17 protein-coding genes are annotated in these 21874 nt (G+C 67.8%); 12 read left to right on the top strand and 5 right to left on the bottom strand.

Features of this window, described 5'->3' with window-relative positions:
- The first annotated feature begins 414 nt into the window (after positions 1-414).
- From tkt to pgl, 5 genes are read left to right on the top strand one after another with little or no spacing between them, the layout of a single operon-like run.
- Positions 415-2556, top strand: coding sequence for a transketolase (tkt, locus tag GV790_RS27240; RefSeq protein WP_163817419.1), 2142 nt, complete (start codon positions 415-417; stop codon positions 2554-2556).
- 6 nt (positions 2557-2562) lie between these two features.
- Positions 2563-3693 carry a transaldolase gene (tal, locus tag GV790_RS27245; RefSeq protein ID WP_163817421.1) on the top strand — a complete coding sequence of 377 codons (1131 nt, stop codon included), beginning with the start codon at positions 2563-2565 and terminating at the stop codon, positions 3691-3693.
- Between the two features lie 5 nt (positions 3694-3698).
- Positions 3699-5264, top strand: coding sequence for a glucose-6-phosphate dehydrogenase (gene zwf / locus GV790_RS27250; protein WP_163817423.1), 1566 nt, complete (start codon positions 3699-3701; stop codon positions 5262-5264).
- Complete coding sequence (gene opcA, locus GV790_RS27255) at positions 5261-6172, top strand: glucose-6-phosphate dehydrogenase assembly protein OpcA (RefSeq protein WP_175586017.1); 912 nt, start codon at positions 5261-5263, stop codon at positions 6170-6172. The genes zwf and opcA overlap by 4 nt, the downstream gene beginning before the upstream one ends.
- The gene (gene pgl, locus GV790_RS27260) at positions 6162-6917 is read left to right on the top strand and encodes a 6-phosphogluconolactonase (RefSeq protein WP_163817428.1); all 756 of its coding nucleotides are present in this window, start codon (positions 6162-6164) and stop codon (positions 6915-6917) included. The genes opcA and pgl overlap by 11 nt, the downstream gene beginning before the upstream one ends.
- A 39-nt stretch (positions 6918-6956) precedes the next feature.
- On the opposite strand, the gene GV790_RS27265 is transcribed toward pgl, so the two are convergent.
- Positions 6957-7421: an aminoacyl-tRNA deacylase gene (locus GV790_RS27265; RefSeq protein WP_163817430.1), complete on the bottom strand. Its 465-nt coding sequence runs from the start codon at positions 7419-7421 to the stop codon at positions 6957-6959.
- Positions 7422-7740: 319 nt separating this feature from the next.
- Between GV790_RS27265 and GV790_RS27270 the strand changes: the two genes are divergently transcribed.
- Together GV790_RS27270 and GV790_RS27275 are read left to right on the top strand one after the other, a co-directional pair.
- The gene (locus GV790_RS27270; protein ID WP_163817432.1) at positions 7741-9930 is read left to right on the top strand and encodes a thiamine pyrophosphate-dependent enzyme; all 2190 of its coding nucleotides are present in this window, start codon (positions 7741-7743) and stop codon (positions 9928-9930) included.
- A gap of 113 nt (positions 9931-10043) precedes the next feature.
- The gene (locus tag GV790_RS27275; protein WP_163817434.1) at positions 10044-10520 is read left to right on the top strand and encodes a hypothetical protein; all 477 of its coding nucleotides are present in this window, start codon (positions 10044-10046) and stop codon (positions 10518-10520) included.
- A gap of 36 nt (positions 10521-10556) precedes the next feature.
- Here GV790_RS27275 and GV790_RS27280 read toward each other — a convergent pair whose 3' ends face one another.
- The 3 genes from GV790_RS27280 to GV790_RS27290 all read right to left on the bottom strand — a co-directional run bounded on the left by GV790_RS27280 (position 10557) and on the right by GV790_RS27290 (position 13556).
- The gene (locus tag GV790_RS27280) at positions 10557-11963 is read right to left on the bottom strand and encodes a glycoside hydrolase domain-containing protein (protein ID WP_163817436.1); all 1407 of its coding nucleotides are present in this window, start codon (positions 11961-11963) and stop codon (positions 10557-10559) included.
- A 502-nt stretch (positions 11964-12465) separates the two neighbouring features.
- Positions 12466-12675, bottom strand: a complete 210-nt coding sequence (locus tag GV790_RS27285) for a DUF397 domain-containing protein (protein ID WP_163817438.1) — start codon at positions 12673-12675, stop codon at positions 12466-12468.
- Positions 12672-13556 carry a helix-turn-helix domain-containing protein gene (locus tag GV790_RS27290; RefSeq protein WP_163817440.1) on the bottom strand — a complete coding sequence of 295 codons (885 nt, stop codon included), beginning with the start codon at positions 13554-13556 and terminating at the stop codon, positions 12672-12674. Before GV790_RS27290 ends, GV790_RS27285 begins: the two co-directional genes overlap by 4 nt.
- Positions 13557-13845: 289 nt before the next feature.
- On the opposite strand from GV790_RS27290, the gene GV790_RS27295 reads away from it, so the two are divergent.
- Together GV790_RS27295 and GV790_RS27300 are read left to right on the top strand one after the other, a co-directional pair.
- A complete protein-coding gene (locus GV790_RS27295; protein ID WP_163817442.1) occupies positions 13846-14031 on the top strand; it encodes a hypothetical protein in 186 nt (61 codons plus the stop codon).
- A gap of 182 nt (positions 14032-14213) precedes the next feature.
- Complete coding sequence (locus GV790_RS27300) at positions 14214-14408, top strand: hypothetical protein (RefSeq protein WP_163817444.1); 195 nt, start codon at positions 14214-14216, stop codon at positions 14406-14408.
- A gap of 382 nt (positions 14409-14790) precedes the next feature.
- On the opposite strand, the gene GV790_RS27305 is transcribed toward GV790_RS27300, so the two are convergent.
- Positions 14791-15741: a hypothetical protein gene (locus GV790_RS27305; RefSeq protein WP_163817446.1), complete on the bottom strand. Its 951-nt coding sequence runs from the start codon at positions 15739-15741 to the stop codon at positions 14791-14793.
- A 71-nt stretch (positions 15742-15812) separates the two neighbouring features.
- Between GV790_RS27305 and GV790_RS27310 the strand changes: the two genes are divergently transcribed.
- From GV790_RS27310 to GV790_RS27320, 3 genes are all read left to right on the top strand, one after another.
- Positions 15813-18914, top strand: coding sequence for a tetratricopeptide repeat protein (locus tag GV790_RS27310; protein ID WP_163817448.1), 3102 nt, complete (start codon positions 15813-15815; stop codon positions 18912-18914).
- Between the two features lie 47 nt (positions 18915-18961).
- On the top strand, positions 18962-19291 hold the full coding sequence (locus GV790_RS27315) for a type VII secretion target (protein WP_163817450.1): 330 nt from the start codon (positions 18962-18964) through the stop codon (positions 19289-19291).
- Positions 19292-19376: 85 nt separating this feature from the next.
- A partial coding sequence (locus GV790_RS27320; RefSeq protein WP_163817452.1) for a DUF6531 domain-containing protein occupies positions 19377-21874 on the top strand: 2498 nt, incomplete at its 3' end.

The raw sequence follows: 21874 nt of genomic DNA on the forward strand, positions 1-21874 counted from the left end.
ACTACTACAGACGATGGTAGACCCACGCCCCTACCGCCCCGACCCTCGCCCCCTGCCCCGACATGGTGCCGTTCACCCGGGGGTAACCGCCCGAACCCGGCCTGAACAGCGGCAGTTCACGCGATCCGGCACCGCTTCGTGGTGGCGGCCACACTATCGGCGAGCTGCCCCGACTTCCCGAGCACCGACGACGGCGAGCGACCACGCCGATCCCGGCGGACCAGATCATCGGGGCGGGCCGGGCCGTGCGCCACGCCGCCGAGCGGCGGATTTCGGCTGGGTTCGTGCGCGGCCGGTGGCGGGCACAACTAGGGTGGTGGATACATCCGGCACGCGCTTTTCGGCGTTGCCGTACGTCATGCCACCGCCCACCCCGCCATCGTCGACGAAACCAATGTCAGGAGAACCTCGGTCGTGTCAGTGACAGACGACATCCGCGCCCTCACCCAGCCGAACCATCCGGCCGACTGGACGGACCTGGACACCAAGGCGGTCGACACGATCCGGGTGCTGGCCGCGGACGCGGTCCAGAACGCGGGCAACGGTCACCCCGGTACCGCGATGAGCCTCGCGCCGCTGGCCTACGTGCTCTACCAGCGCGTCATGCGCCACGACCCCACCGATCCGAGCTGGGCCGGCCGCGACCGCTTCGTGCTCTCGTGCGGCCACTCCAGCCTCACCCAGTACATCCAGCTGTACCTGGCCGGTTTCGGGCTCGAACTCGACGATCTGAAGAACCTGCGCAAGTGGGGCTCGCTGACCCCGGGCCACCCGGAGTTCCGGCACACCGACGGCGTCGAGATCACCACCGGCCCGCTGGGCCAGGGCCTGGCCTCCGCGGTCGGCATGGCCATGGCGGCCCGCCGCGAGCGCGGCCTGTTCGATCCGGATGCCGCGCCCGGCGCCAGCCCGTTCGATCACTTCATCTACGTCGTCGCCTCCGACGGTGATCTCGAGGAGGGCGTCACCTCCGAGGCGTCGTCACTGGCGGGCACCCAGCAGCTGGGCAATCTGGTGGTGATCTACGACGACAACAAGATCTCCATCGAGGACGACACCACCATCGCCTTCACCGAAGACGTCGCCTCCCGCTACGCCGCCTACGGCTGGCATGTGCAGACCGTCGAGGGCGGCGAGGACGTCGTCGCGATCGAGGCCGCGATCGAGGCGGCCAAGGCCGAGACCGGCAAGCCGTCGATCATCGTGCTGCGCACCGTCATCGGCTACCCGGCGCCCACCAAGATGAACACCGGTGCTTCGCACGGCGCCGCGCTCGGCGGCGACGAGGTGGCCGCGACCAAGAAGATCCTCGGGTTCGATCCGGAGCAGAGCTTCCAGGTCGACGACGCCGTCATCGCGCACACCCGCAAGGCCATCGAACGCGGTCAGCAGGCGCACAAGGACTGGCAGCAGAGCTTCGACGCGTGGGCGCAGGCCAACCCGGAGAACAAGAAGCTGTTCGATCGGCTGGCCAACCGCGATCTGCCCGCGGGCTGGGCCGCGAATCTGCCCACCTACGAGCCGGATCCGGCCGGCATGGCCACCCGCAAGGCCTCCGGCAAGGTGCTCGCCGCGCTGGCGCCGGTGCTGCCGGAGCTGTGGGGCGGTTCGGCCGACCTCGCCGAATCCAACAACACCACCATGCCGGACGTGCCGAGCTTCGGCCCCGAGTCGATCTCCACCGGTATGTGGAAGACCAGCCCGTACGGCCGCACCCTGCACTTCGGTGTGCGTGAGCACGCGATGGGCTCGATCCTCAACGGCATCGCCCTGCACGGTCCCACCCGCCCCTACGGCGGCACCTTCCTGGTGTTCAGCGATTACATGCGCCCGGCCGTGCGCCTGGCCGCGCTGATGCGCATTCCGGTCACCTACGTCTGGACCCACGATTCCATCGGTCTCGGCGAGGACGGCCCGACCCACCAGCCGATCGAGCATCTGGCCGCGCTGCGCGCCATCCCCGGCCTGAACGTGGTCCGCCCCGGCGACGCCAACGAGACCACCTACGCCTGGCGCACCATCCTCGAACGCGACAGCAGCGAGCACAGCTCGCATTTCTCCGTCTCGGAGATGCCGCATCAGGACGGCCCGTCGGCGCTGGCGCTGACCCGCCAGAACCTGCCGATCCTGGAGGGCACCAGCTACGAGGGTGTGGCCAAGGGCGGCTACATCCTGGCCGAGGCCTCCACCGGCACCCCGCAGGTGATCTTGATCGCCACCGGTTCGGAGCTCCAGCTCGCGGTCGCCGCGCGCACTACGCTGGAGGAGCAGGGTATCGGCACCCGCGTGGTCTCGATGCCGTGCGTGGAGTGGTTCGACGCGCAGGACAAGGCCTACCGCGACGAGGTGCTGCCGCCGTCGGTCGCCGCGAGGGTGACCGTCGAGGCCGGTATCGCGATGCCGTGGCACCGGTTCGCCGGTGACGCGGGCGAGATCGTCTCCATCGAGCACTTCGGCGCCTCCGCCGACTACAAGACCCTGTTCCGCGAGTTCGGCTTCACGCCCGAGGCCGTGGTGGCAGCCGCCCAGCGCACGCTCAGCAACGTGAAGGGATAAGTGCTCATGGCACAGAACGAGAACATCGCCGCCCTCAGTGCGGCGGGAGTGTCGGTCTGGCTCGACGATCTGTCCCGCGACCGGATCAACTCCGGCAATCTCGCGGAACTGATCGCGACCCGCGGCGTGGTCGGGGTGACCACCAACCCGACCATCTTCCAGGGCGCACTGAGCAAGGGCCACGCCTACGACGCCCAGGTCACGGCCTTGGCCGAGCAGGGTGCCGACGCCGACGCGGCCATCCGCACCATCACCACCGACGACGTCCGCGCGGCCTGCGATGTGCTTGCCCCGGTGTTCGAGCAGACCGGTGGCGTGGACGGCCGGGTCTCCATCGAGGTCGATCCGCGGCTGGCCTTCGACGCCGACAAGACCGTCGCCCAGGCGGTGGAGCTGTGGAAGATCGTCGACCGGCCCAACCTGTTCATCAAGATCCCGGCCACCGAGGAGGGCCTGCCCGCGATCACCGCGGTGATCGCCGAGGGCATCAGCGTCAATGTCACGCTGATCTTCTCCGTGGCCCGCTACCGCTCGGTGATGGGCGCCTACCTCGACGGTCTGCGCAAGGCGCGCACCGCCGGCCACGATCTGGCCTACATCCATTCGGTGGCCTCGTTCTTCGTGTCGCGGGTCGACACCGAGATCGACAAGCGGCTCGAGGCGATCGGCTCGCCGGAAGCGCTGGCATTGCGCGGCCAGGCCGGTGTGGCGAATGCCCGCTTGGCCTACGCGGAGTACCAGGACGTCTTCGACGGCGGCGCGCACACCTCCACCTACAGCCACCTCGCGGCCATGGGGGCCAACCGTCAGCGGCCGCTGTGGGCCTCGACCGGGGTGAAGAACCCGGAGTACTCGGACACCATGTACGTGACCGAGCTGGTGGCCCCCAATACCGTCAACACTCTGCCGGAGAAGACCCTCGAAGCGGTCGCCGATCACGGCGAGATCCGTGGCGACACCGTCTCCGGCACCGCCGCGGCGGCGCAGGAGGTGTTCGACAAGCTGGCGGCCGTCGGCATCGACCTCGACGATGTGTTCGCGGTGCTCGAACGCGAAGGCGTCGACAAATTCGAGAAGTCGTGGGAGGAACTGCTTTCGGCCACCGCACAGGAGCTGTCCGCGGCCGGGGGTAACTGACCCAGATGGCCGGTACCGGGCACGCAGCGACCACGGCCGGGTGGCGTAACCCACTGCGCGACGGACGGGACAAGCGGGTACCGCGGATCGCGGGACCGTGCAGCATGGTGATCTTCGGTGTCACCGGCGATCTGTCCCGGAAGAAGCTCATGCCGGCCATCTACGATCTGGCGAACCGGGGGCTGTTGCCCCCGGGTTTCGCGCTGGTGGGTTTCGCCCGCCGCGACATGGGCGACGCCGATTTCGCCGACATCGTGCTGCAATCGGTGAAGGCGCACGCGCGCACCCCGTTTCGGCAGCAGGTGTGGGATCACCTGTCCGAAGGCATCCGGTTCGTCCAGGGCACCTTCGAGGACGACGCGGCCTTCGCGCAGCTGGCGGCGACGCTGGCGCGGCTGGACGCCGAACGCGGCACCGGCGGCAATCACGCCTTCTACCTGTCGATTCCGCCGGACATGTTCCCGGTGGTGCTCGATCAGCTCTCCGAGCACGGGTTGGCCAAGCCCGCGCAGGTGCAGGGGCGCACGCCGTGGCGGCGGGTGGTGATCGAGAAGCCGTTCGGGCACGATCTGGACAGCGCTCGCGAACTCAACGCGCTGGTCAACCGGGTGTTCCCGGAGGAGACGGTGTTCCGCATCGACCACTATCTCGGCAAGGAGACGGTGCAGAACATTCTGGCGTTGCGCTTCGCGAACCAGTTGTTCGATCCGATCTGGAACGCCAATTACGTCGACCACGTGCAGATCACCATGGCCGAGGACATCGGGCTCGGCGGGCGCGCGGGCTACTACGACGGGATCGGCGCGGCGCGCGACGTCATCCAGAATCATCTGTTGCAGTTGCTGGCGCTCACCGCGATGGAGGAGCCGATCAGCTTCGCGCCCAACCAGTTACAGATGGAGAAGATCAAGGTCCTCTCCGCCACCACCCTCGTCGAACCGCTGGACGAGACCACCGCGCGCGGTCAGTACGCGGCAGGCTGGCAGGGCGGTGAGCAGGTGGTCGGGCTACTGGACGAGGTGGGTTTCGACCCTGATTCGCGCACCGAGACCTATGCCGCGCTGACCCTGGAGGTCAACACCCGGCGCTGGGCGGGCGTGCCGTTCTATCTGCGCACCGGCAAACGGCTGGGCCGGCGCGTCACCGAGATCGCGGTGGTGTTCAAACGGGCGCCGCATCTGCCCTTCGACCAGACCATGACCGAGGAACTGGGGCAGAACGCCCTGGTGATGCGGATTCAGCCGGATGAGGGCATCACCATGCGGTTCGGGTCCAAGGTGCCGGGGACCGGGATGGAGGTGCGCGATGTCAACATGGATTTCAGTTACGGCGAGGCGTTCACCGAGTCCTCCCCCGAGGCCTACGAGCGGCTCATCCTGGATGTGCTGCTCGGGGTGCCGTCGCTGTTCCCGGTGAACGCGGAGGTCGAATTGTCCTGGAGCATCCTGGATCCGGTGTTGGATCACTGGGCGGCGAACGGCAAACCCGAACAGTACGAGGCCGGCACCTGGGGACCCGAATCGGCCGATGAGATGCTGGCCCGCACCGGCCGGGAATGGCGGCGCCCGTGATCGTCGACATGCCCGACACCACCACCGGCGAAGTCACCAAACGGCTGGTGAAGCTGCGTGAGAGCAACGGTGTGATCACCATGGGCCGGGTGCTCACCCTGGTGGTGTGCACGCTGGACAGCTCCGAGGCCGAGGACGCGATCGACGCCGCCAACGACGCCAGCCGTGAACATCCCTGCCGGGTGGTCGTGCTGGCGCGCGGCGACCGCGACGCCGAGACCCGGTTGGACGCCCAGATCCGCGTCGGCGGGGACGCGGGCGCGGCCGAGGTGATCGTGCTGCGGTTGCAGGGGCAACTGATCAATCACGAGAGCAGCGTCGTCATCCCGTTCCTGCTGCCGGACACACCGGTGGTGGCGTGGTGGCCGCGTGGAGCGCCGGAGTACCCGTCCAAGGATTCGGTGGGCCGGTTGGCCGCCCGGCGGATCACCGACGCCACCTTCGCGGCCGATCCGCAGGCCACCATCAAGAAGCGCAGCCATTCCTACGCCTCCGGCGATACCGATCTGGCGTGGAGCCGGATCACCTATTGGCGTGCGCTGCTCGCGGCCGCGATGGACGAGCCGCCGTTCGAGCCGGTCGAATCGGTGACGGTGTCGGGACTGCGCGACGAACCGGCCCTCGACATCCTGGCCGGTTGGCTGGCCGGGCGCCTGCACTGCCCGGTGTACCGGCGCACCGGGGAGCTGCGGGTGGAACTGCATCGGCCCACGGTGTCGATCGGCATCACCCGCCCGCAGACCGGTGTCACCGCCACGCTCACCCGCACCGGGGAACCGGATCAGCGGATCGCGTTGGCGCGCAGGGAAGCTCGGGACTGCCTCGCCGAGGAGCTGCGCCGGCTCGACGCCGACGACATCTATGCCGAGGCACTGGCCGGCATCGAAAGGGTGACCTATGTCCAGTAGCACCGATTCGCAGTTCCCCGGCGATACCGTCGAGGTGCATCCCGACGCCGACGCGCTGGTGACGGCGGCGGCGAAACGGTTCGTCGGCGTGGTGGTGGCGGCGCAGGCCGAGCGCGGCTCGGCGTCGGTGGTGCTCACCGGCGGCGGCACCGGCATCGACCTGTTGACGAAGGTCCGCGAGACGCCCGGCGACATCGACTGGTCGCGCCTGGATGTGTTCTGGGGCGATGAGCGGTTCGTCCCGGCGGGCGATGCCGAACGCAACGACCAGCAGGCCCGCGAGGCGCTGCTCGATCATGTGGCGGTGGATCCGCACCGGGTGCATCCGGTGGCGACCTCCGACGGCGAATACCCCGACCCGGTGGCCGCGGCGGCCGAATACTCTGCCGCCGTACACGCCCACCTCGCCGAGCACGGTGCCTTCGACCTGCATCTGCTCGGGATGGGCGGCGAGGGCCACATCAATTCGCTGTTCCCCGATACCGATGCGGTGCGCGAGGAACACGAACTGGTCGTCGCGGTGACCGACTCCCCCAAGCCGCCCCCGGTGCGCGTCACCCTGACCTTGCCCGCGATCCGGCACGCCCGGCACGTGGTGCTCGTGGTGGCCGGTGGGGCGAAGGCCGATGCCGTCGCGGCCGCGCTGGCCGGCGCCGAACCGGTCGACATCCCCGCCGCCGGTGCCTCCGGTTCGGAGTCGACCACGTGGATGCTCGACCGGGCCGCAGCCGGCTCGCTGCGGTAACGGGCGCGCACTACCGCACAGCTTCGGACCCGCGCTCGCTCAAATAGTGATGTGCCCGTGCGGATAGCTCGACGTCAGCCGGGCGAAGTCGGCGCCGGAGACGTGCACGAGGGTGCTGTGGTCGCCGCCCTCGAAGTAGATGTCCTCGCGCTGGTCGAGTTGGTCGTCGACCACGCAGGGCACGTGGTAGGGCCCGGCGACCACGGGGATGGCGCCGGTGTCGCAGTCCGGGAACAGTGCCGAGGCCTCCGCCTCGGACGCCAGCCGCACCTTTTCGCCGACCACGTCACCGGTCTCGGCCAGATCGATGAGGCGGTTCGACGGAAGCACGGCGACCATATAGCCGCCGTTCTTCTTCAGCACGACCCCTTTGGCCAGCTGCCGGCCGGGGATGTGCCCGGCCTGTGCGGTTCGGGCCGATGTCGATGTCCTGTCGTGTGTGCTCACGTCGTAGTGGACGTGCAGCCCGTCGAGATACTCCCGCATGCTCGTGGCGATGCCCATGATCGTTGCCTCCGTACGTGATGGCTCTTCGACGACCACTGCGGCGGAACCGGCCGACGGAGGAGTCCCTGCCCTCCGGCAGGTCACTTCCGCGCCGTGGGGCGGGGTTGAACAGGGAAAATAATACTCTTGTCCGGCGTCGCCGCCCTCGCCGAAATCGCATACGCCCGCCTGCTCCCCGGCCCGGCGCCGACGGTGCGGCCCCGCGCGGCGCGGGCAGCAGGACGCCGGACGGTCGTAGGCTGGCGATCATGACCTGTGACATCGAGCGGTCGCAGCGCTCGGTGATGAGCGCGCGGGACATCGGCGGGGCGCGGGGATGAGTGAGCAGGAGCTCGAGCAGCGGTTCCGAGCCGCAGTGCGGGCGGCCGTGCCCGGGGTGAAGCGGGCTCCCGAGGAGATGGTGGCTCCTGGGATCAGCGCCGGTGGGTGCGTGGAGCTGTTCGATTCGCAGGTGACGAGTCGGCAGCTGGATCTCGCGGCTCGGCGGCTGGGTCGGGCGGGGCTCGGTTACTACAGCATCGGATCCTCGGGGCATGAGGGGAACGCGGCGTTGGCGATGGCGACGCGGGTCGATGATCCGGCGTTGCTGCACTACCGGTCGGGCGCGTTCTTCGTGCAGCGGGCTCGGCAGGTGGACGGGCTGGATCCGGTCCGGGAGGTATTGCTCGGCGTTGTCGCGGCGTCGGCGGATCCGATCTCCGGGGGCCGGCACAAGGTGTTCGGCAGCAAGGCCGCGGCGGTGATCCCGCAGACCTCGACCATTGCCTCACATCTGCCTCGAGCGGTGGGGTTGGCGTTCGCGCTCGACCGTGGCGTGCGGCTCGGCGTCGCGCGGGAATGGCCGCGGGATGCGGTGGTGCTGTGCACTTTCGGCGACGCGTCCGCCAATCATTCGACCGCGACGGGTGCGATCAACGCCGCCGTGCACACCGCGCATCTCGGTGTGGGTCTACCGATCCTTTTCGTCTGCGAAGACAACGGCATCGGCATCAGCGTGCCGACGCCACCGGACTGGATCGCCACCGCCTACGGTCAGCGGCGGGGCCTGCGGTATTTCGACGCCGATGGGTGCGATCTGCTCGACGCCTTCACCACCGCGAACGATGCCGTGCATTGGGTGCGCACGCACCGCGCCCCGGCTTTCCTGCGCTTGCGCACGGTGCGCCTGCTCGGCCACGCCGGTTCCGATGTCGAAACCGCCTACCGAGCTCCCACCGCGATCGCCGCCGACGCCGAGTGCGACCCGGTCGCCGCCACCGCGCGCATGCTGATCACCATCGGAATCTGTACCCCCGATGAGGTTCTGGCTCGATACGACGCGATCGCCGGACGGGTCGCCGAGGTAGCGGAAGATCTCGCGAAGGCCCCGAAGCTCGCTTCCGCGGCACAGGTGATGGCGCCGCTCGCGCCGGCGCATCCCGACCTGGTGCAGGCCGACGTCGAGCGAAGTACCGGCGCTCCCGCCGCCGCTGTGGCCACCGGCCCGGCCGAACATCTCCCGCTGACTCTCGCGCAGGGCATCAACCACACCTTGCGCGCCCTGCTCGCCCGCGACAGCGACCTCCTGGTGTTCGGGGAGGACGTCGGCCGCAAGGGCGGGGTCTACGGCGTCACGAAGGGGCTGCGCAAGGATTTCGGGGGGCGGCGCGTATTCGACACACTGCTGGATGAGCAGAGCGTGCTCGGCACCGCGCTCGGCGCCGGGCTCGCCGGTTTCGTGCCGATCCCGGAAATCCAGTACCTGGCGTACGTGCACAACGCGCTCGACCAGTTGCGCGGTGAGGCTGCGACCTTGCAGTTCTTCTCCGAAGGCCGCTACCGCAATCCGATGGTGGTGCGGGTCGCCGGGCTGGCGTATCAGCGCGGTTTCGGCGGCCACTTCCACAACGACAATTCCGTCGCCGCGCTCCGCGATATCCCCGGCCTCGTGGTGGCGGTACCCGCCCGTGCCGACGATGCTGCCGCGCTGCTGCGCACCTGTGTGTCGGCGGCGAGGGTGGACGGGCGGGTGTGTGTCATCATCGAGCCGATCGCCCTCTATCACCGCCGTGACCTGCACGAATCCGAGGACGGCGGCTGGCTCGCCCCGGCGAGCGCACCCTGGCATGTGCCGATCGGCCGGGCCAGGACCTACGGCGACGGTGCCGACCTGACCATCGTCACCTTCGGCAACGGCGTGCCGATGAGCGTGCGTGTCGCGCGCAGGCTGGCCGCGCGTGGCGTGGACGCCAGGGTCGTCGATCTGCGCTGGCTGGCCCCGCTCCCCCACGACGATCTGCTCCATCACGCCGCGATCACCGGCCGAGTGCTGGTCGCCGACGAGACCCGGCGCAGCGGGGGCGTCTCCGAATCGGTGTTCGCGGCCCTGCTCGACGCCGGATTCACCGGTCGCATCGCCCGGGTGACCAGCGCCGACAGTTTCGTTCCGCTCGGGCCGGCCGCGAGCACGGTCCTGCTCGACGACACCGCCATCGAGGCCGCCGCCCTCGAACTCGTCTCTCGCTGACGGGTGGGTGGGCACGACGCGCCGACCGGTAAGCGATTGCACCGAATAACGATTCGCGAGCCGCCCACGGGAAATACTCTCGACAGCGACAGCGAACCGCGGGAGGTACACCGATGACGACGACGTCGATGCTCGGCGAAGTGCGGCCGGAACACGATTGCCCCGACGAGCTGGTACTTCTGCACTACCTACGGTCGTTCCGGCATCCTGTGCTCGGGGTGTGGGCGGCCTGCACCGAGGCCCGCCAGCTCGTGCGCTGGTTCGGAGCGGTCTCGGGCACCGGCACCGACCTCGTCATCGAACCCGACGACGGTCCCGTCCCCGGCCCCCTCACCGTGCACATCGATCACTGCTCGGCACCGAACGAACTCCACGCCCGGATCGACGGCGACGGCGCCCTCGAGCTGCGTCTGAGCCAGGTCGGCGTGGTGACCAACCTCGAACTCGTCCGCCGCCACGTCCACCCCGACGATGCCGCGAAGGTCGGCCCCCGCTGGCAATACCTGCTCGACCGTTTCACTGCCTACCTGTGTACTCAGCCGATGCCGAAGTGGCGTGATTACACCGATTTGGCCACCGAATACCGCTGACGGCGGCGTGGTCGCAGCGGACCCCACCCAATCGGGTCAGGTGGGGTTGCCGAAGCCTTCGATGCCGAGTTTTTCGCCGATGGCAGCGAGGGCTTCGACGACGGTGCGGCCGCCGAGGGCTTCCCAGCCGGGGAAGTCCGCGCCTCGGGAGGTGTCGGGGCCGGCGACCTGGTCGAGGGTGAGGCCGACGTGTTTGTCGAGGTAGTGCAGCAGGGTGCCGACGGTGACGGTATCGCCTCGGTAGTTGGTGAGGGTTTCTTCGAGGAAGGACATGTCAGCTCCATTCGCGTACTTGGTAATTGCCGTCGAGAAGACGTCCCAGGGGAAGTTCGGGCCGACGTCGGTGTGCGAGCCGACGCCGAGCCCTTCGGTGACCGCGTAGTGGTCGGCGATGCCGGGCCGTCCGGCGCCGAGTTCCGCGGGTGAGATGATGCGCGCCGGGAAGCCGTATCGGCGGCTGTCCTGCACTGCCAGGTAGGCGGCGACGTCGATGGCGCGCCCCATGTTGTCCAGCCACTGCTGCCGCGACCAGGCCGCGCGGCTGCCGGCGAAGCACAGGTTGATCGAACGATTGTTGGCGTCGAGCACCGACCAGGACGCGACGTCGGTGTCGATGACGTCCACCACGGTCACCGAATTGTCGATGGTGTAGTGGTAGGAGACGCCGCTGTTCGGGTTCTGCAGGTAGTTCGCCAGCGATTCGGCGGTGCCGTTGCCTTCCTGGGTGTGCAGCAGCCACCACAGCACCGGCGTGCCTTCCCGGGAGTGCCAGTTCGGGGACACGCCGATCTCGTTGATTTCACGGAATTCGGGGGCGGGCGCCGAGCTCGCCAGCGACCACTGCCCGAAATCGGGTTTCAGCACCGTGTTCACATCGACGGTCACTCCTCCCACTTGTCGGGCGTCGATCTCGATCTGGTGCATGTGCGCGGCGGGATGGTCGACATTGAGGGCCGGGTCACCGGACCAGTTGTGTTGCCAGAACCACCGGGCGACATCGTCTTCCAGCGCCCATTCGATGCAGCGGGCATTGCCGTACATGCCGGTCCATTCGAGTCCGACCACACTGGCCCAGCCGCGCAGGAACGGCGCGATCAGGTCGTTCCACTGTTGCAGGGTGGGGTTGGCATCGACCGGCGCGTAGATCGGTCGTCGCGGCGGTCCGCCGGCCTCGGTGTGGTAGCGCATGGCGATCTGCGCGTGGTGGACTCCCGCGTCGTAGCCGCCCAGCCAGTCGGAGGTGTCGCCTTTGCCGTACTGGTAGTTGGAGACGATTTCCAGCCCGTGTGCGCGCAGTGCGTCGCAGTAGTCGCGGCGGAGGGGTTTGGCGCCGAAGTTGGTGCCCGGCCGGGATTCTGAGAAGTAGCCGATCACGCCGGCGTATCCGGCGTCCACGATCGCCTGCGGGTCGATCAGGCTCGCTGAGAAGTCCAGCAGTTGCATAACCGTCTCCTTGCTTCTCGTCGAACCGAACTGTGATGACGGTGGAGCTGGGTGGACGCCACTCGACGGCTGGGAAGAGCAGCCGAGCAGCGCCGGGTCGAGCTCTCCGGCATTACCGCAGGTGAAACTCACTCACGGCCCACCGCCGCGCCTACGGGTACTTCCGGCATCGCCCTGCACTGCCACCGGGGTATCCCGTCGAGATACCCGCAAAACACGTGACGCTGGGGATACGCTGGGCCCGAACAGTTTTCCTGGTGGCGGGTCGCACCCTCAACGATACGAGGTGCGCGCCGATCACGGCCGGGATTTGCCACATCGTATCCAGATGGCAGTGCGGCCGTTCTGACCATGAGACCATCGGTGTTGCCCGAGCACGGTTCTCCGGCGTCAGCCGATCAGATAACCGGCCCGTGGCGCCGGGCGGGTGCGCGCCGAATCGCCCACTCGGAGCGCAACGAACGACCCGACGCCGCCCAGCTGATCACTGCTGACTCGAATGTCAGGAGGACCGATCGAACCTGCCCGCTGCTATGCCCGTCAAGAAGGCATCCCATTCGTCCGGACCGAAGACCAGGGCGGGGCCGGTCGGGTTCTTCGAGTCACGGAGGCCGACCTTGCCGGACCCGAGGTGGGCGACCTCGACGCACTCCTTTCCGGTGGTGCTGCGACTACTCTTGAACCAAACCGCACCGGCCAAGTCGATATTCACGATCGGTACTCCTTCAGTAGCCCCTCGAGCATGCCCTGCGTGTCTCGCTCGCTCAACGCTACCTGCCGAATGTTGGCGCACGCGGCTTGATAGCGCTCGATTTCCCGAGGCTTCTCGAGGTAGAGGTCCCCCATGTAACCCTCCACATACACCACCGGCGGCTCACTCAGCACGGGGTTCAGATGCTCCGGAAACTCCAGGTACACAAAGTCCTTGGTCATCAGGCCGAGATGGCTCGGAGCCGAGAACTCGACCACGCGGATCGACACATTCGGCCGCTCACTCGCTTCGATCAGGTGCTCCACCTGGTCGGCCATGGCCCTGATATCGCCGATGCGGTGACACAACGCAGACTCCCACAGGAGCACATTCAGCGTAAAGCCGTCGACATCGTCGAGTCTGGCTTGCCGCTCGGCCACAAGGTCGATTTCTTGATCGCCGTCCACCGCGCGGCCCTGCGAATTGAACACCTCCCACATTGCCCTCCGATAAGCCGGAATCTGCAAAAGCCCTGGCACAACCACCGACTGCCACGTGGTGACCGTGGAGGCAGCTCGCTCGAGGTCGAGATACAGCTTGACTTCGGGAACCATCGCATCGACATACGACTGCCACCACCCATCCTTCTTCGCTTCCTCCGCCAACCACAGCAGCTCGCGCCGTTCGTCTGCGCTCGACTCATACAGATCGCACAGCGCGTTGATCACCATCCGCTTCACTTCACTGCTGCGCCCGGACTCCAAGCGCCACAGCGTCTGTGTGCCCATCTGAACCCGGCGCGCAGCGAGTGCACGACTCAGTTCGCGTGACTCACGCAATTGGACCAACCGCCGTCCGAGCACTCGTCGCGGCAGGGTCGAAGGACTCGATTCCACGGGCACGAACATCACCTTTCGTTAGCTTCGCTCACCGTCATGTCAACTCAGATGGAACGGTCATTTAACTCGGAGCAACCGGTCCAGGTGGATCAAATTCATTGTGCGCCAATTGCATACAGACACGCCAAAAACACGAAATCTCGGTGTTTACTTACTGCGTGTCCGGCGGTGAATAGGACAGCGCGTCGCGGCCGATGCCCCTCCGCACGGCGCGCCGGGTCCGCACCGCGCATTCGGTGATACCGCCGGGCACTTTCCTTCATCCGTGTTTCGACAGTTGAGAGGTGCAACGATGTTCGGAGATCCCGTGCTCGATCATCAGCGGGTGTCGTCCATGACCGTGGGCGAGGCGCATCTGGTGATGCAGGTGCACATCGACTGTCTGGTCTCGGTCTGTGCGGTCAAGCAGCAGGCGAAGGCGCGGCTGGTCGCGGATCGCCGCATGGTTCCCGCCGACCGTCCGCATATGGGTTTCTGAACCACGCATCCGGAGGCACTCGTGAGCACGTCACTACCGCGACGAATCCCCGGCCGGTCCGGGGTACCGTCGCCGAAACAGCCGCTGAACTGCCCGATCATCACCGATACTCGAACATTGACCCGGTTCGCCGATGCCCTGCGCAACTGGCAGCCCGACGCCGAGAACAGGAGCCGAGGCCAGTGAACGAGCACCCGCACACCGACCGAGCGACCGCCGCGCGACTGCGCTTCCTCACCGCGCGCGCCCGCCGCGCCGGCTACCAACTGATCCCCGTTCCGGACGAGGATCAGTGGGCGTTGCTCGATGCGGCCGACGGCGTCGAGTTGTTCCGCGCAGACCGCCTGGACGGCATCGAGAAGTACTTGAGCGAATAACCCGACCTATGCGATCCACCGTCGAACCAGGCCGAATATTCCGCGCGGAATATTCCCTTCGGTATTCACTGCGAACTACCCGGCGACAATACTTTTCGCGCCCGTTCGGCACTACCGATTCCCGCTGTCCCGCCGGGTATCCACCGCCCGATTTCACATATCGCGTCATGCCCACATGCCCTCGACAAAGGCCACTTTCCATGACTCGCAGTCAATTCGAATATCTCACTCTGCAAACTTCGCGCGATTCCGCGCCTCCGAGCCCCCGCCGCCGCGCGTTCCCGACCGGTCGAAGACGACGACCTGTACTACCAGCAGCGCAACGAGCGTGGGTGGTTGGTGGAGATCGAGCAGCCGACCGTGCCGATCACCTGCTTCATCCTCAACGGACCCAGCGGTCTCCGGCAGCAGGCCCGAGAACCGCACTGACGATCCCTCCGACCTCGGATTTGGTGAGGTAGTGCGTCGCATCGTGCGGTTTGGCCCCGTTGTCGACCAGGGGCGCGGTGACCGGTAGGACAGTGGAACCGGCCGCGGCCGGGAAGAGTTCGGCGAGATCGACGCGGGCAGCGACGAGATCATCGCGGTCGACGAGGTTGTCCCATCGGGTGACCGCCACAGGAACAGTGGGTGGCGCTGGCCGCAGGAGGTCATAGACGACGGTGCGCAGCCCCAGCGGCGAACCCAAGGTGAGCAGCGCGACCGGATGCTCGCAGTGGTGCAACGCTTCATAGGCGACCACCGAACCCAGCGAATGACCGATCACCAACCGGGTGTCCGGACCGATCTGCGTGCGCACCCGAGACTGGGCCTCGGCGCGCACCCGTTCATCGCCGAGGTACCGGGTGACCTGCGACAAAGCGCGCCACACAGTGCGGCCGGCCACCCCGACGCCGAGCGGTGCGAACCAGCGAAGGGCCGCCAACCCGTTCAACGCCGGACGCAGCGCCGAACGCGCTCCCTGCGCTTCACCGTGCGGATCGAGTTGCCCCAGCCGGCGCGCAGCCTCAGCGCGATCACGCGGATCCGCCGCGAATGCCGCCGCATTCTCGAGCAACGCTCGGGCGAGGCTCTCGGTGAGCTCCGCTGCGACATCGTCGCCGGGATCGGATGACGGGCCGCCCTGTGCGCCCGCGCTGAGGAAGAGATCGCCGTAGTAGGCCATGCGGGTGTCGATGCGGCCGTCGGCCCGGTGCCGCCACAACAGATCCGCCAACGCATGAGCACCGCTGGTCCGGACGCCGCCGGCGAGCGCGGGCAGCCACGCGGCTTCCAAGGTGTCGGCGGAGTACTGCTCCTGCGCGATCCCGTGCACGAGCACGATCGTTGCCATCGCCAGTCCCTAACGAGCCAGATGAATGGATTCGGTTGTGCCGCAGCACCCCCGGCCTTCATAGTGGCATAGTGGCGAATCGGGTAGCGCTGATCGTGGGATCGCAATGCGCCGCGCTGCCCCCGCGGAACTTCTTCGAAGAACTGGCCGCCGAGTTCCACTCCGCCGTGACCCGGCGAGGCGGCTGGCAACCGGTGATCGACACCGGGCTGGTGCTGAATCCCACCGTCACGGAGCTGAAAACGGCGATCAAGCGGGCATTCGCAACAGCCGACGTGTCGAACGCAACCCTGCTGCTGTTCTTTCTCGGGCACGGGACATCCTCTGGCACCGCCGATTTTCGCCTGCTGGCCCAGGACTCGCCGGCGCGAGGCGCGGACTCCGACACCGCCATCCATCTGACACAGACCATCAGGGAACGCCTCGGCGAATACCCGTCGCTGGATGGACTCATCGTGCTCGTGGACGCCTGCGAGGCAGGCGAAGCCGTGGCGGGCGCGGGAGCGCGCTGGCCGGAGATGCTGGCCGTGGATGGCCGATTCGAACTGCTGGTCGCCTCGGGCGACCACAACGCCTACGACGGATGCTTCACCCGCACCCTCCTCGACATGTTCGACGCCGGAATGCCGACCGCCGGCTCGCAGCTGCTGTGCGCGGACTTCGTCGACGCACTGGCTCAGCGATGCCCGAGGCAGATCCCGCACCACACCTCCCACACCCGAGGCTCGCCGATCCGGACGAACCTCGGCGACCGGGGGCTGTGGCTGGTGCCCAACCAAGCGCTGCATCGCCATGCCGTCACCGGCCACGCAGCGGCGGGGTTCGTCGATCAGCTCACCACCGCAGTGCTGATCACCACCACTGTCCGCGAGGCGCTCCAGGCCATACTGAATGCCCGGCCCGCGCCCCTACGGTTGGTGCACGGTCCCGCCGGCGCAGGCAAATCAACAGTTCTGTCGCTGTTGATCCGCCCGAATCTCGTGGACGAGCTGGACATCAACGAAAAGTACGTCACCGCCGCGGTCTTCCTCGACATCACCAGCACCCTCGATTCGCTCACCGCCGACATCGTCGACCAGCTGCATGGCAGAGTGCCCGGCTACACCGCCGCACGTGAGGCTGCGCAGAACGAACTCACCAGTGCGGAGCGAGCGAACCTCACCGGTTTCGATGTCGACATCGCGCGTGCATTGCGCCGCTGCCGGCGACGCGTCACCGTCGTCATCGACGGCCTCGACCAGCCCGAGCCGGGGGCGCGAAGCATCATTGTCGCAGCCATCCGGCAACTGACGACGGACCACCCGGACCGGCCGCCTGTGCATGTCATCGCGGGCGTCCGCACAGGTACCGAGCCCGACACCGGCGACGAACTGCGTCACGCTACCCGTATCCATGTCGCCGCACCGACCCGCACCGACCTGCAGGATGCCCTCGCCGCCAGAGGGATCCGCGATGCTTCCGCAACGCTCGACCACCTGGTGGAAGCCCTCGATGCCGGCGGCTGGCTCCTCGGAAGGCTGCTCACCGAAATCGCCGCCGAGGACGAAGGCGCCCTGCCCGGGCAGGCCGGTCTCAGCGAGCTCATCAGGGTCAGACTGGAGATCGCCGAACGCCGTTGTGCCGATCGGGGCGTCCTCGACACCACCATACGGATCCTGCTCGCCGCCGGAATCGGGCCGAGCCTGCCGATTCCGGTGCTCCGATCGGCGCTGCTGGCCCTCGGGGCCGACCTACCGCTGGCGCGAATCCGAGACCTGCTCGTCGAGCTGGGTTCGCTCATCGCTCGTGGGCGCCCTGGCCTGCCGGAAGAAACGGTCGGCATCATCCACTCCGAATTCGCGTCCGCGTTGACCGGTGTCCTCGGGCCCCGCGGTTCCGACGACAGGCGCATCCATCGCGCGATCATCAGTGCGCTCGAAACTCAGCTCGACGCACCGGATGCCGTGCCCACAGCTGCGATCGCCGCCTACGCGCGATCATCGCTGCCACGCCACCACCTCGCGGCGGGCGACTCGGCGGCCGCGCTTGCGTCGTTGTCCCTGGCCGATACCGACCGGGCCGCCGACAATCACCAGCGCTGGGCAGCATGGTTGCCGGAGTTCGAGAAGGCGCTGGGAGCCGACCATCGCGACACTCTCCGACTCCGCGCGGGGATTGCCACATGGCTCGGCGACAGCGGGCATGTCGCCGCCGCCGTAGCGCGGTTCGGCGCTGTGCTGGCCGCGCAGGAGCGCGTTCTCGGCCAGGACCATCCGGATACCCTCGATACCCGCGGTGAACTGGCTCAGTGCAGCGGTGACGCCGAAGCGGCCGTCGCGCAGTTGACAGCGCTGCTGACCGATCGGTTGCGGGTGCAAGGCCGCGATCATCACGCCACCGTCGCGACGATCCGAGCTCTGGCATGGTGGCGCGGCCGTTCCGGGGATTACACCGGCGCGCTCGGCGATCTCGACGCTCTTCTCGATACCCGTCTGCGGGTGCTCGACCCGCTGCACCCCGAGATCTTGTCCCTGCGCGGTCTCGTCGCGTCGCTGCACGGCAAGAGCGGACAGCCCGAACAGGCTGTGCGCGGCTTCACGACGCTACTGGCCGACCGGACGGCTTCACTCGGGCCGGATCATACCGACACTCTCACGACGAGAAGCGATCTCGCCTACTGGCTGGCCCGTACCGGTGACGTCGACAGCGCGGTCGGCCACTACCGCATCCTGCTCGAACAACGGCAACGGGTGCTCGGGGCCGATCATGCCGACACTCTGCGGACACGCGCCAGCCTCGCCTTCTGGCACGGGGCGAGCGGTGACCCGCAGGGAGCCGTAGCGGAGTACCGGCAGCAGGTTTCGCAGCGGCGCCGGATCCTCGGGCCCGATCACCCGAAAACGCTGCTCGCGCAGGAGAATCTGGCCGCATGGCTTGGCCTCGTCGGCGATACCGAAGGTGCGGTGACCGAATACGAAGCGCTGCATGTGCGGCGCCTGCGGCTTCTCGGCCCGGACCACCCGGACACTCGCCAGGCCGAGCGCGGCCTCACGTTCTGGCGCGAGGCCAGGCAGACGGCATCGCCGGGCGCTGTGGTCGCCGGTGCGGGGTGGCGGCCCGGCTCCGGCCCGAACCCCGTCGACGGCGACGACCTGCACTACCAGCAGCGCAACGAGCGAGGTTGGTTGGTGTAGATCGGTAATATCGACGAACAGTTCTGTAGCTAGACGGGGGGATGTCGATGTCCGACGCACAGCCGGTGCAGGTTCAGCCCGACGAATTGCGCACCCACGCCTCGAATGTCGAGGGCTTGAACGGTCCGATGGGGCAGGCGGTGGAGGCCGCCAAGGCTGTTTCGGCGCCGTCGGACGCGTTCGGCAAGTTGTGCGCGTTTCTGCCGCCGTTGTTCGTCGATTCGGTGGAGACCGAGGGGATCACCGCGTTGGAGACGGCGGTGACGGCCTTGACCGAGGACGCGGCGAAGCTGCGGGCGGCGGCGGATTCGTTCGCCCAGGCAGATGATTCGAACTCGGCGGCGGTGCGGGCGGCCGGTAGTGGGGTGTCGCAGTGACCGGTTTTGCTGGACTGGTCTCGCGTGATTGGCGCGCGGCCGGGGCGCTCGCCGTGCCATCTTCCGCCGGTCACGGGGAGTCGCAGTGACCGACACGCAGTCGAACCCGCTGATCGCCGCCCCCGAGGATTCGACCGAGTGGTATTCCGGGGTCACGTTGTTCGAGTCGGTCGCCGATGTCGGTGATGCGATCTCGTCGGGGTCGTGGATCGAGGCCGGGGTCGGGATCGCGGCCGCCGGGCTCGAGGTCGCCTCGATGGTGGTGGATCCGTTCGGGACGCTGGCCGGGTTCGGTGTCGGTTTCCTGATCGAGCACGTCGAGCCGTTGCAGGATGCGTTGGATTGGGTGGCCGGCGACCCCGATCAGATCACCGCGTATGCCAAGACCTGGGAAAACGTCGCCACCCAGGTCAGTGCGGCTGTCGACACCCACAAGCCGGCGGTCGCGGCGGATATCGCGAATTGGTCGGGTGCGGCGGCGTCGGCGTATCGGGCGCGGGCCGCGGAAACCTCCGATGCACTGGCGGCAGCCGCCGCGGCGGCAACGGCGGCATCGCAGGCGATCGAGATGGCCGGCGGGATCGTGGCGGCGGTGCGGATGACGGTGCGCGACATCGTCGCCCAAACCGTCGGCCGGCTGGCGGTCTGGGCCGCCGAGGCGGTGTTCTCCCTCGGCACCGCCACACCGATCATCGCCGCCCAGGCAGCCACCTATGTCGCCAAGACGATGACCACCATCGCCCGGCTGTTCGCCAAGGTCGCCTCCACCTTCGCCAAACTGAAACCACTGCTGGCGAAGCTGAAGAATGCGTGGAAGGCCATCACGAAGGTCCTCGGCAAAACCGGAAAGAACAGCCCGAGCAGCACGAAGAAAACCTCCACCGACACCACCACCGCCTCGACCGACACCCCGACCAAGCCGAAGGACACCGACACTCCGAGCAAGCCGGGCGACAAATCTCCCGACACCAGCACCGCCTCCACCGATACACCCTCCAAGACCGGTGATCCGGAACGCACTCCAGATCAACCGGGCAAACCGCAGGACCAGGCCAAAGCCGACGACGGCGTCGGCGACAAGGCCACCGAAGGCGGGCCGAAGAACACCCAGGACGCCAAGGACGTCACCGAATGCAACGACCCCGTCGACGTCGCGACCGGTGAATTCCTGCTCCCGGAAACCGATCTCGAACTGCCCGGGGTGCTCCCGCTGGTGTTGCTGCGGCGGCACCGTTCGAGCTACCGGTTCGGGCGCTGGTTCGGCCCGTCCTGGTCGGCGACCCTGGACATGCGCGTCGTCGTCGAAGACGACACCGTCACCTTCATCGGCGAACACGGCCTGCTGCTGGTCTACCCGCACCCCGAAGTCGGTAAGCCGGTCCTGCCCCGCAACGGCGGCCAACGCTGGCCGATGTCACGCACCGAGGTCGGCGGCTACCGCGTCTACGACCCCGACCGCGAACTCACCTGGCACTTCACCCCCGCCCCCGCCCTCGGCGGGCTCGATGCGCTCCTCGGCAACTACGCCATCTCCGCGATCACCGACCGCCACCACAATCGCATCCGCTTCCACTACGACCGCGACGGCGCACCGGTGGAAATCACCCACACCGGCGGGTATCGGGTGCGGGTGAGCACCGAGGACGGGCGCGTCACCGCACTCGCGGTCGTCGGCCCTGCAATTACCACCGATGCGGGCTCCGCCGACACCGGTAGCGCCACTACCGACACGAGCCCGGGTGCCGCCACGCACCGTGGGCACGCCCAACCCGGCGCAGCCCACGACAGTGGCGGGGCCAGAAGTGAGTCCCTTGAAACCGGCGCAGGCCGTAGCGGCGGCGATCCCGGCGGCACTGACCCCACCGACTACGACAGTCACGCCCGCGGCGCCAACAACTACAGCGCCAGCACCAGCAGCAGCGGCGGCAGCACGACCAGCAGCGACAGCAGCAGCAGCAGCGGCAGCACCACCAGCAGCGACAGCAGCAGCACCACCAGCAGCGGCGGCACCACCAGCAGCAGCGGCACAACCACCAGCAGCAGCGGCACAACCACCAGCAGCGGCTGCAGCAGCAGCAGCGGCAGTAGCAGCGACAGCGACAGCGACAGCGACAGCGACAGCGAGATCCTCACGCAGGTGCGGGCTTTCGCCTACGAGGCCGGTGAGTTGGTGTCGGTCACCAACGGTGTCGGCGCCACCACCCACTACTCCTACGACGACGCCCATCGCCTGACCGGCTGGACCGATTCCAACGGCAACCGCATGCTCAACACCTACGACACCGAAGGCCGGGTCGTAGCCCAGCACGGCAACTCAAACATCCTCAACGCCACCTTCGACTACTTCACCACCCCCGACGCCACGACCCACCGCACCATCCACACCGATTCCCTCGGCGCGGCAACCACGTTCATCTTCAACGCCGACCTCCGCCTAATCGAACACATCGACCCGGCAGGCGCCCGCACCCGCACCGACTACGACGACAACCGCCGCCCCACCCAAGTGATCGCCCCCGACGGCGCCGGTTTCAAGGGACTCACTTCTGGCCCCGCCACTGTCGTGGGCGGCGCCGGGTTGGG

It is taken from the genome of Nocardia cyriacigeorgica, from assembly GCF_010858045.1.
In the GTDB taxonomy this organism is placed as follows: Bacteria; Actinomycetota; Actinomycetes; order Mycobacteriales; family Mycobacteriaceae; genus Nocardia; species Nocardia cyriacigeorgica_E.

Coding starts and splice junctions, on each gene's coding strand:
- zwf (WP_163817423.1), top strand. CDS start 3,699: ATGGCCGGTACCGGGCACGCAGCGACCACGGCCGGGTGGCGTAACCCA.
- GV790_RS27295 (WP_163817442.1), top strand. CDS start 13,846: ATGTTCGGAGATCCCGTGCTCGATCATCAGCGGGTGTCGTCCATGACC.
- GV790_RS27280 (WP_163817436.1), bottom strand. CDS start 11,963: ATGCAACTGCTGGACTTCTCAGCGAGCCTGATCGACCCGCAGGCGATC.
- GV790_RS27275 (WP_163817434.1), top strand. CDS start 10,044: ATGACGACGACGTCGATGCTCGGCGAAGTGCGGCCGGAACACGATTGC.
- GV790_RS27270 (WP_163817432.1), top strand. CDS start 7,741: ATGAGTGAGCAGGAGCTCGAGCAGCGGTTCCGAGCCGCAGTGCGGGCG.
- pgl (WP_163817428.1), top strand. CDS start 6,162: ATGTCCAGTAGCACCGATTCGCAGTTCCCCGGCGATACCGTCGAGGTG.
- GV790_RS27265 (WP_163817430.1), bottom strand. CDS start 7,421: ATGGGCATCGCCACGAGCATGCGGGAGTATCTCGACGGGCTGCACGTC.
- tal (WP_163817421.1), top strand. CDS start 2,563: ATGGCACAGAACGAGAACATCGCCGCCCTCAGTGCGGCGGGAGTGTCG.
- GV790_RS27305 (WP_163817446.1), bottom strand. CDS start 15,741: ATGGCAACGATCGTGCTCGTGCACGGGATCGCGCAGGAGCAGTACTCC.
- GV790_RS27315 (WP_163817450.1), top strand. CDS start 18,962: ATGTCCGACGCACAGCCGGTGCAGGTTCAGCCCGACGAATTGCGCACC.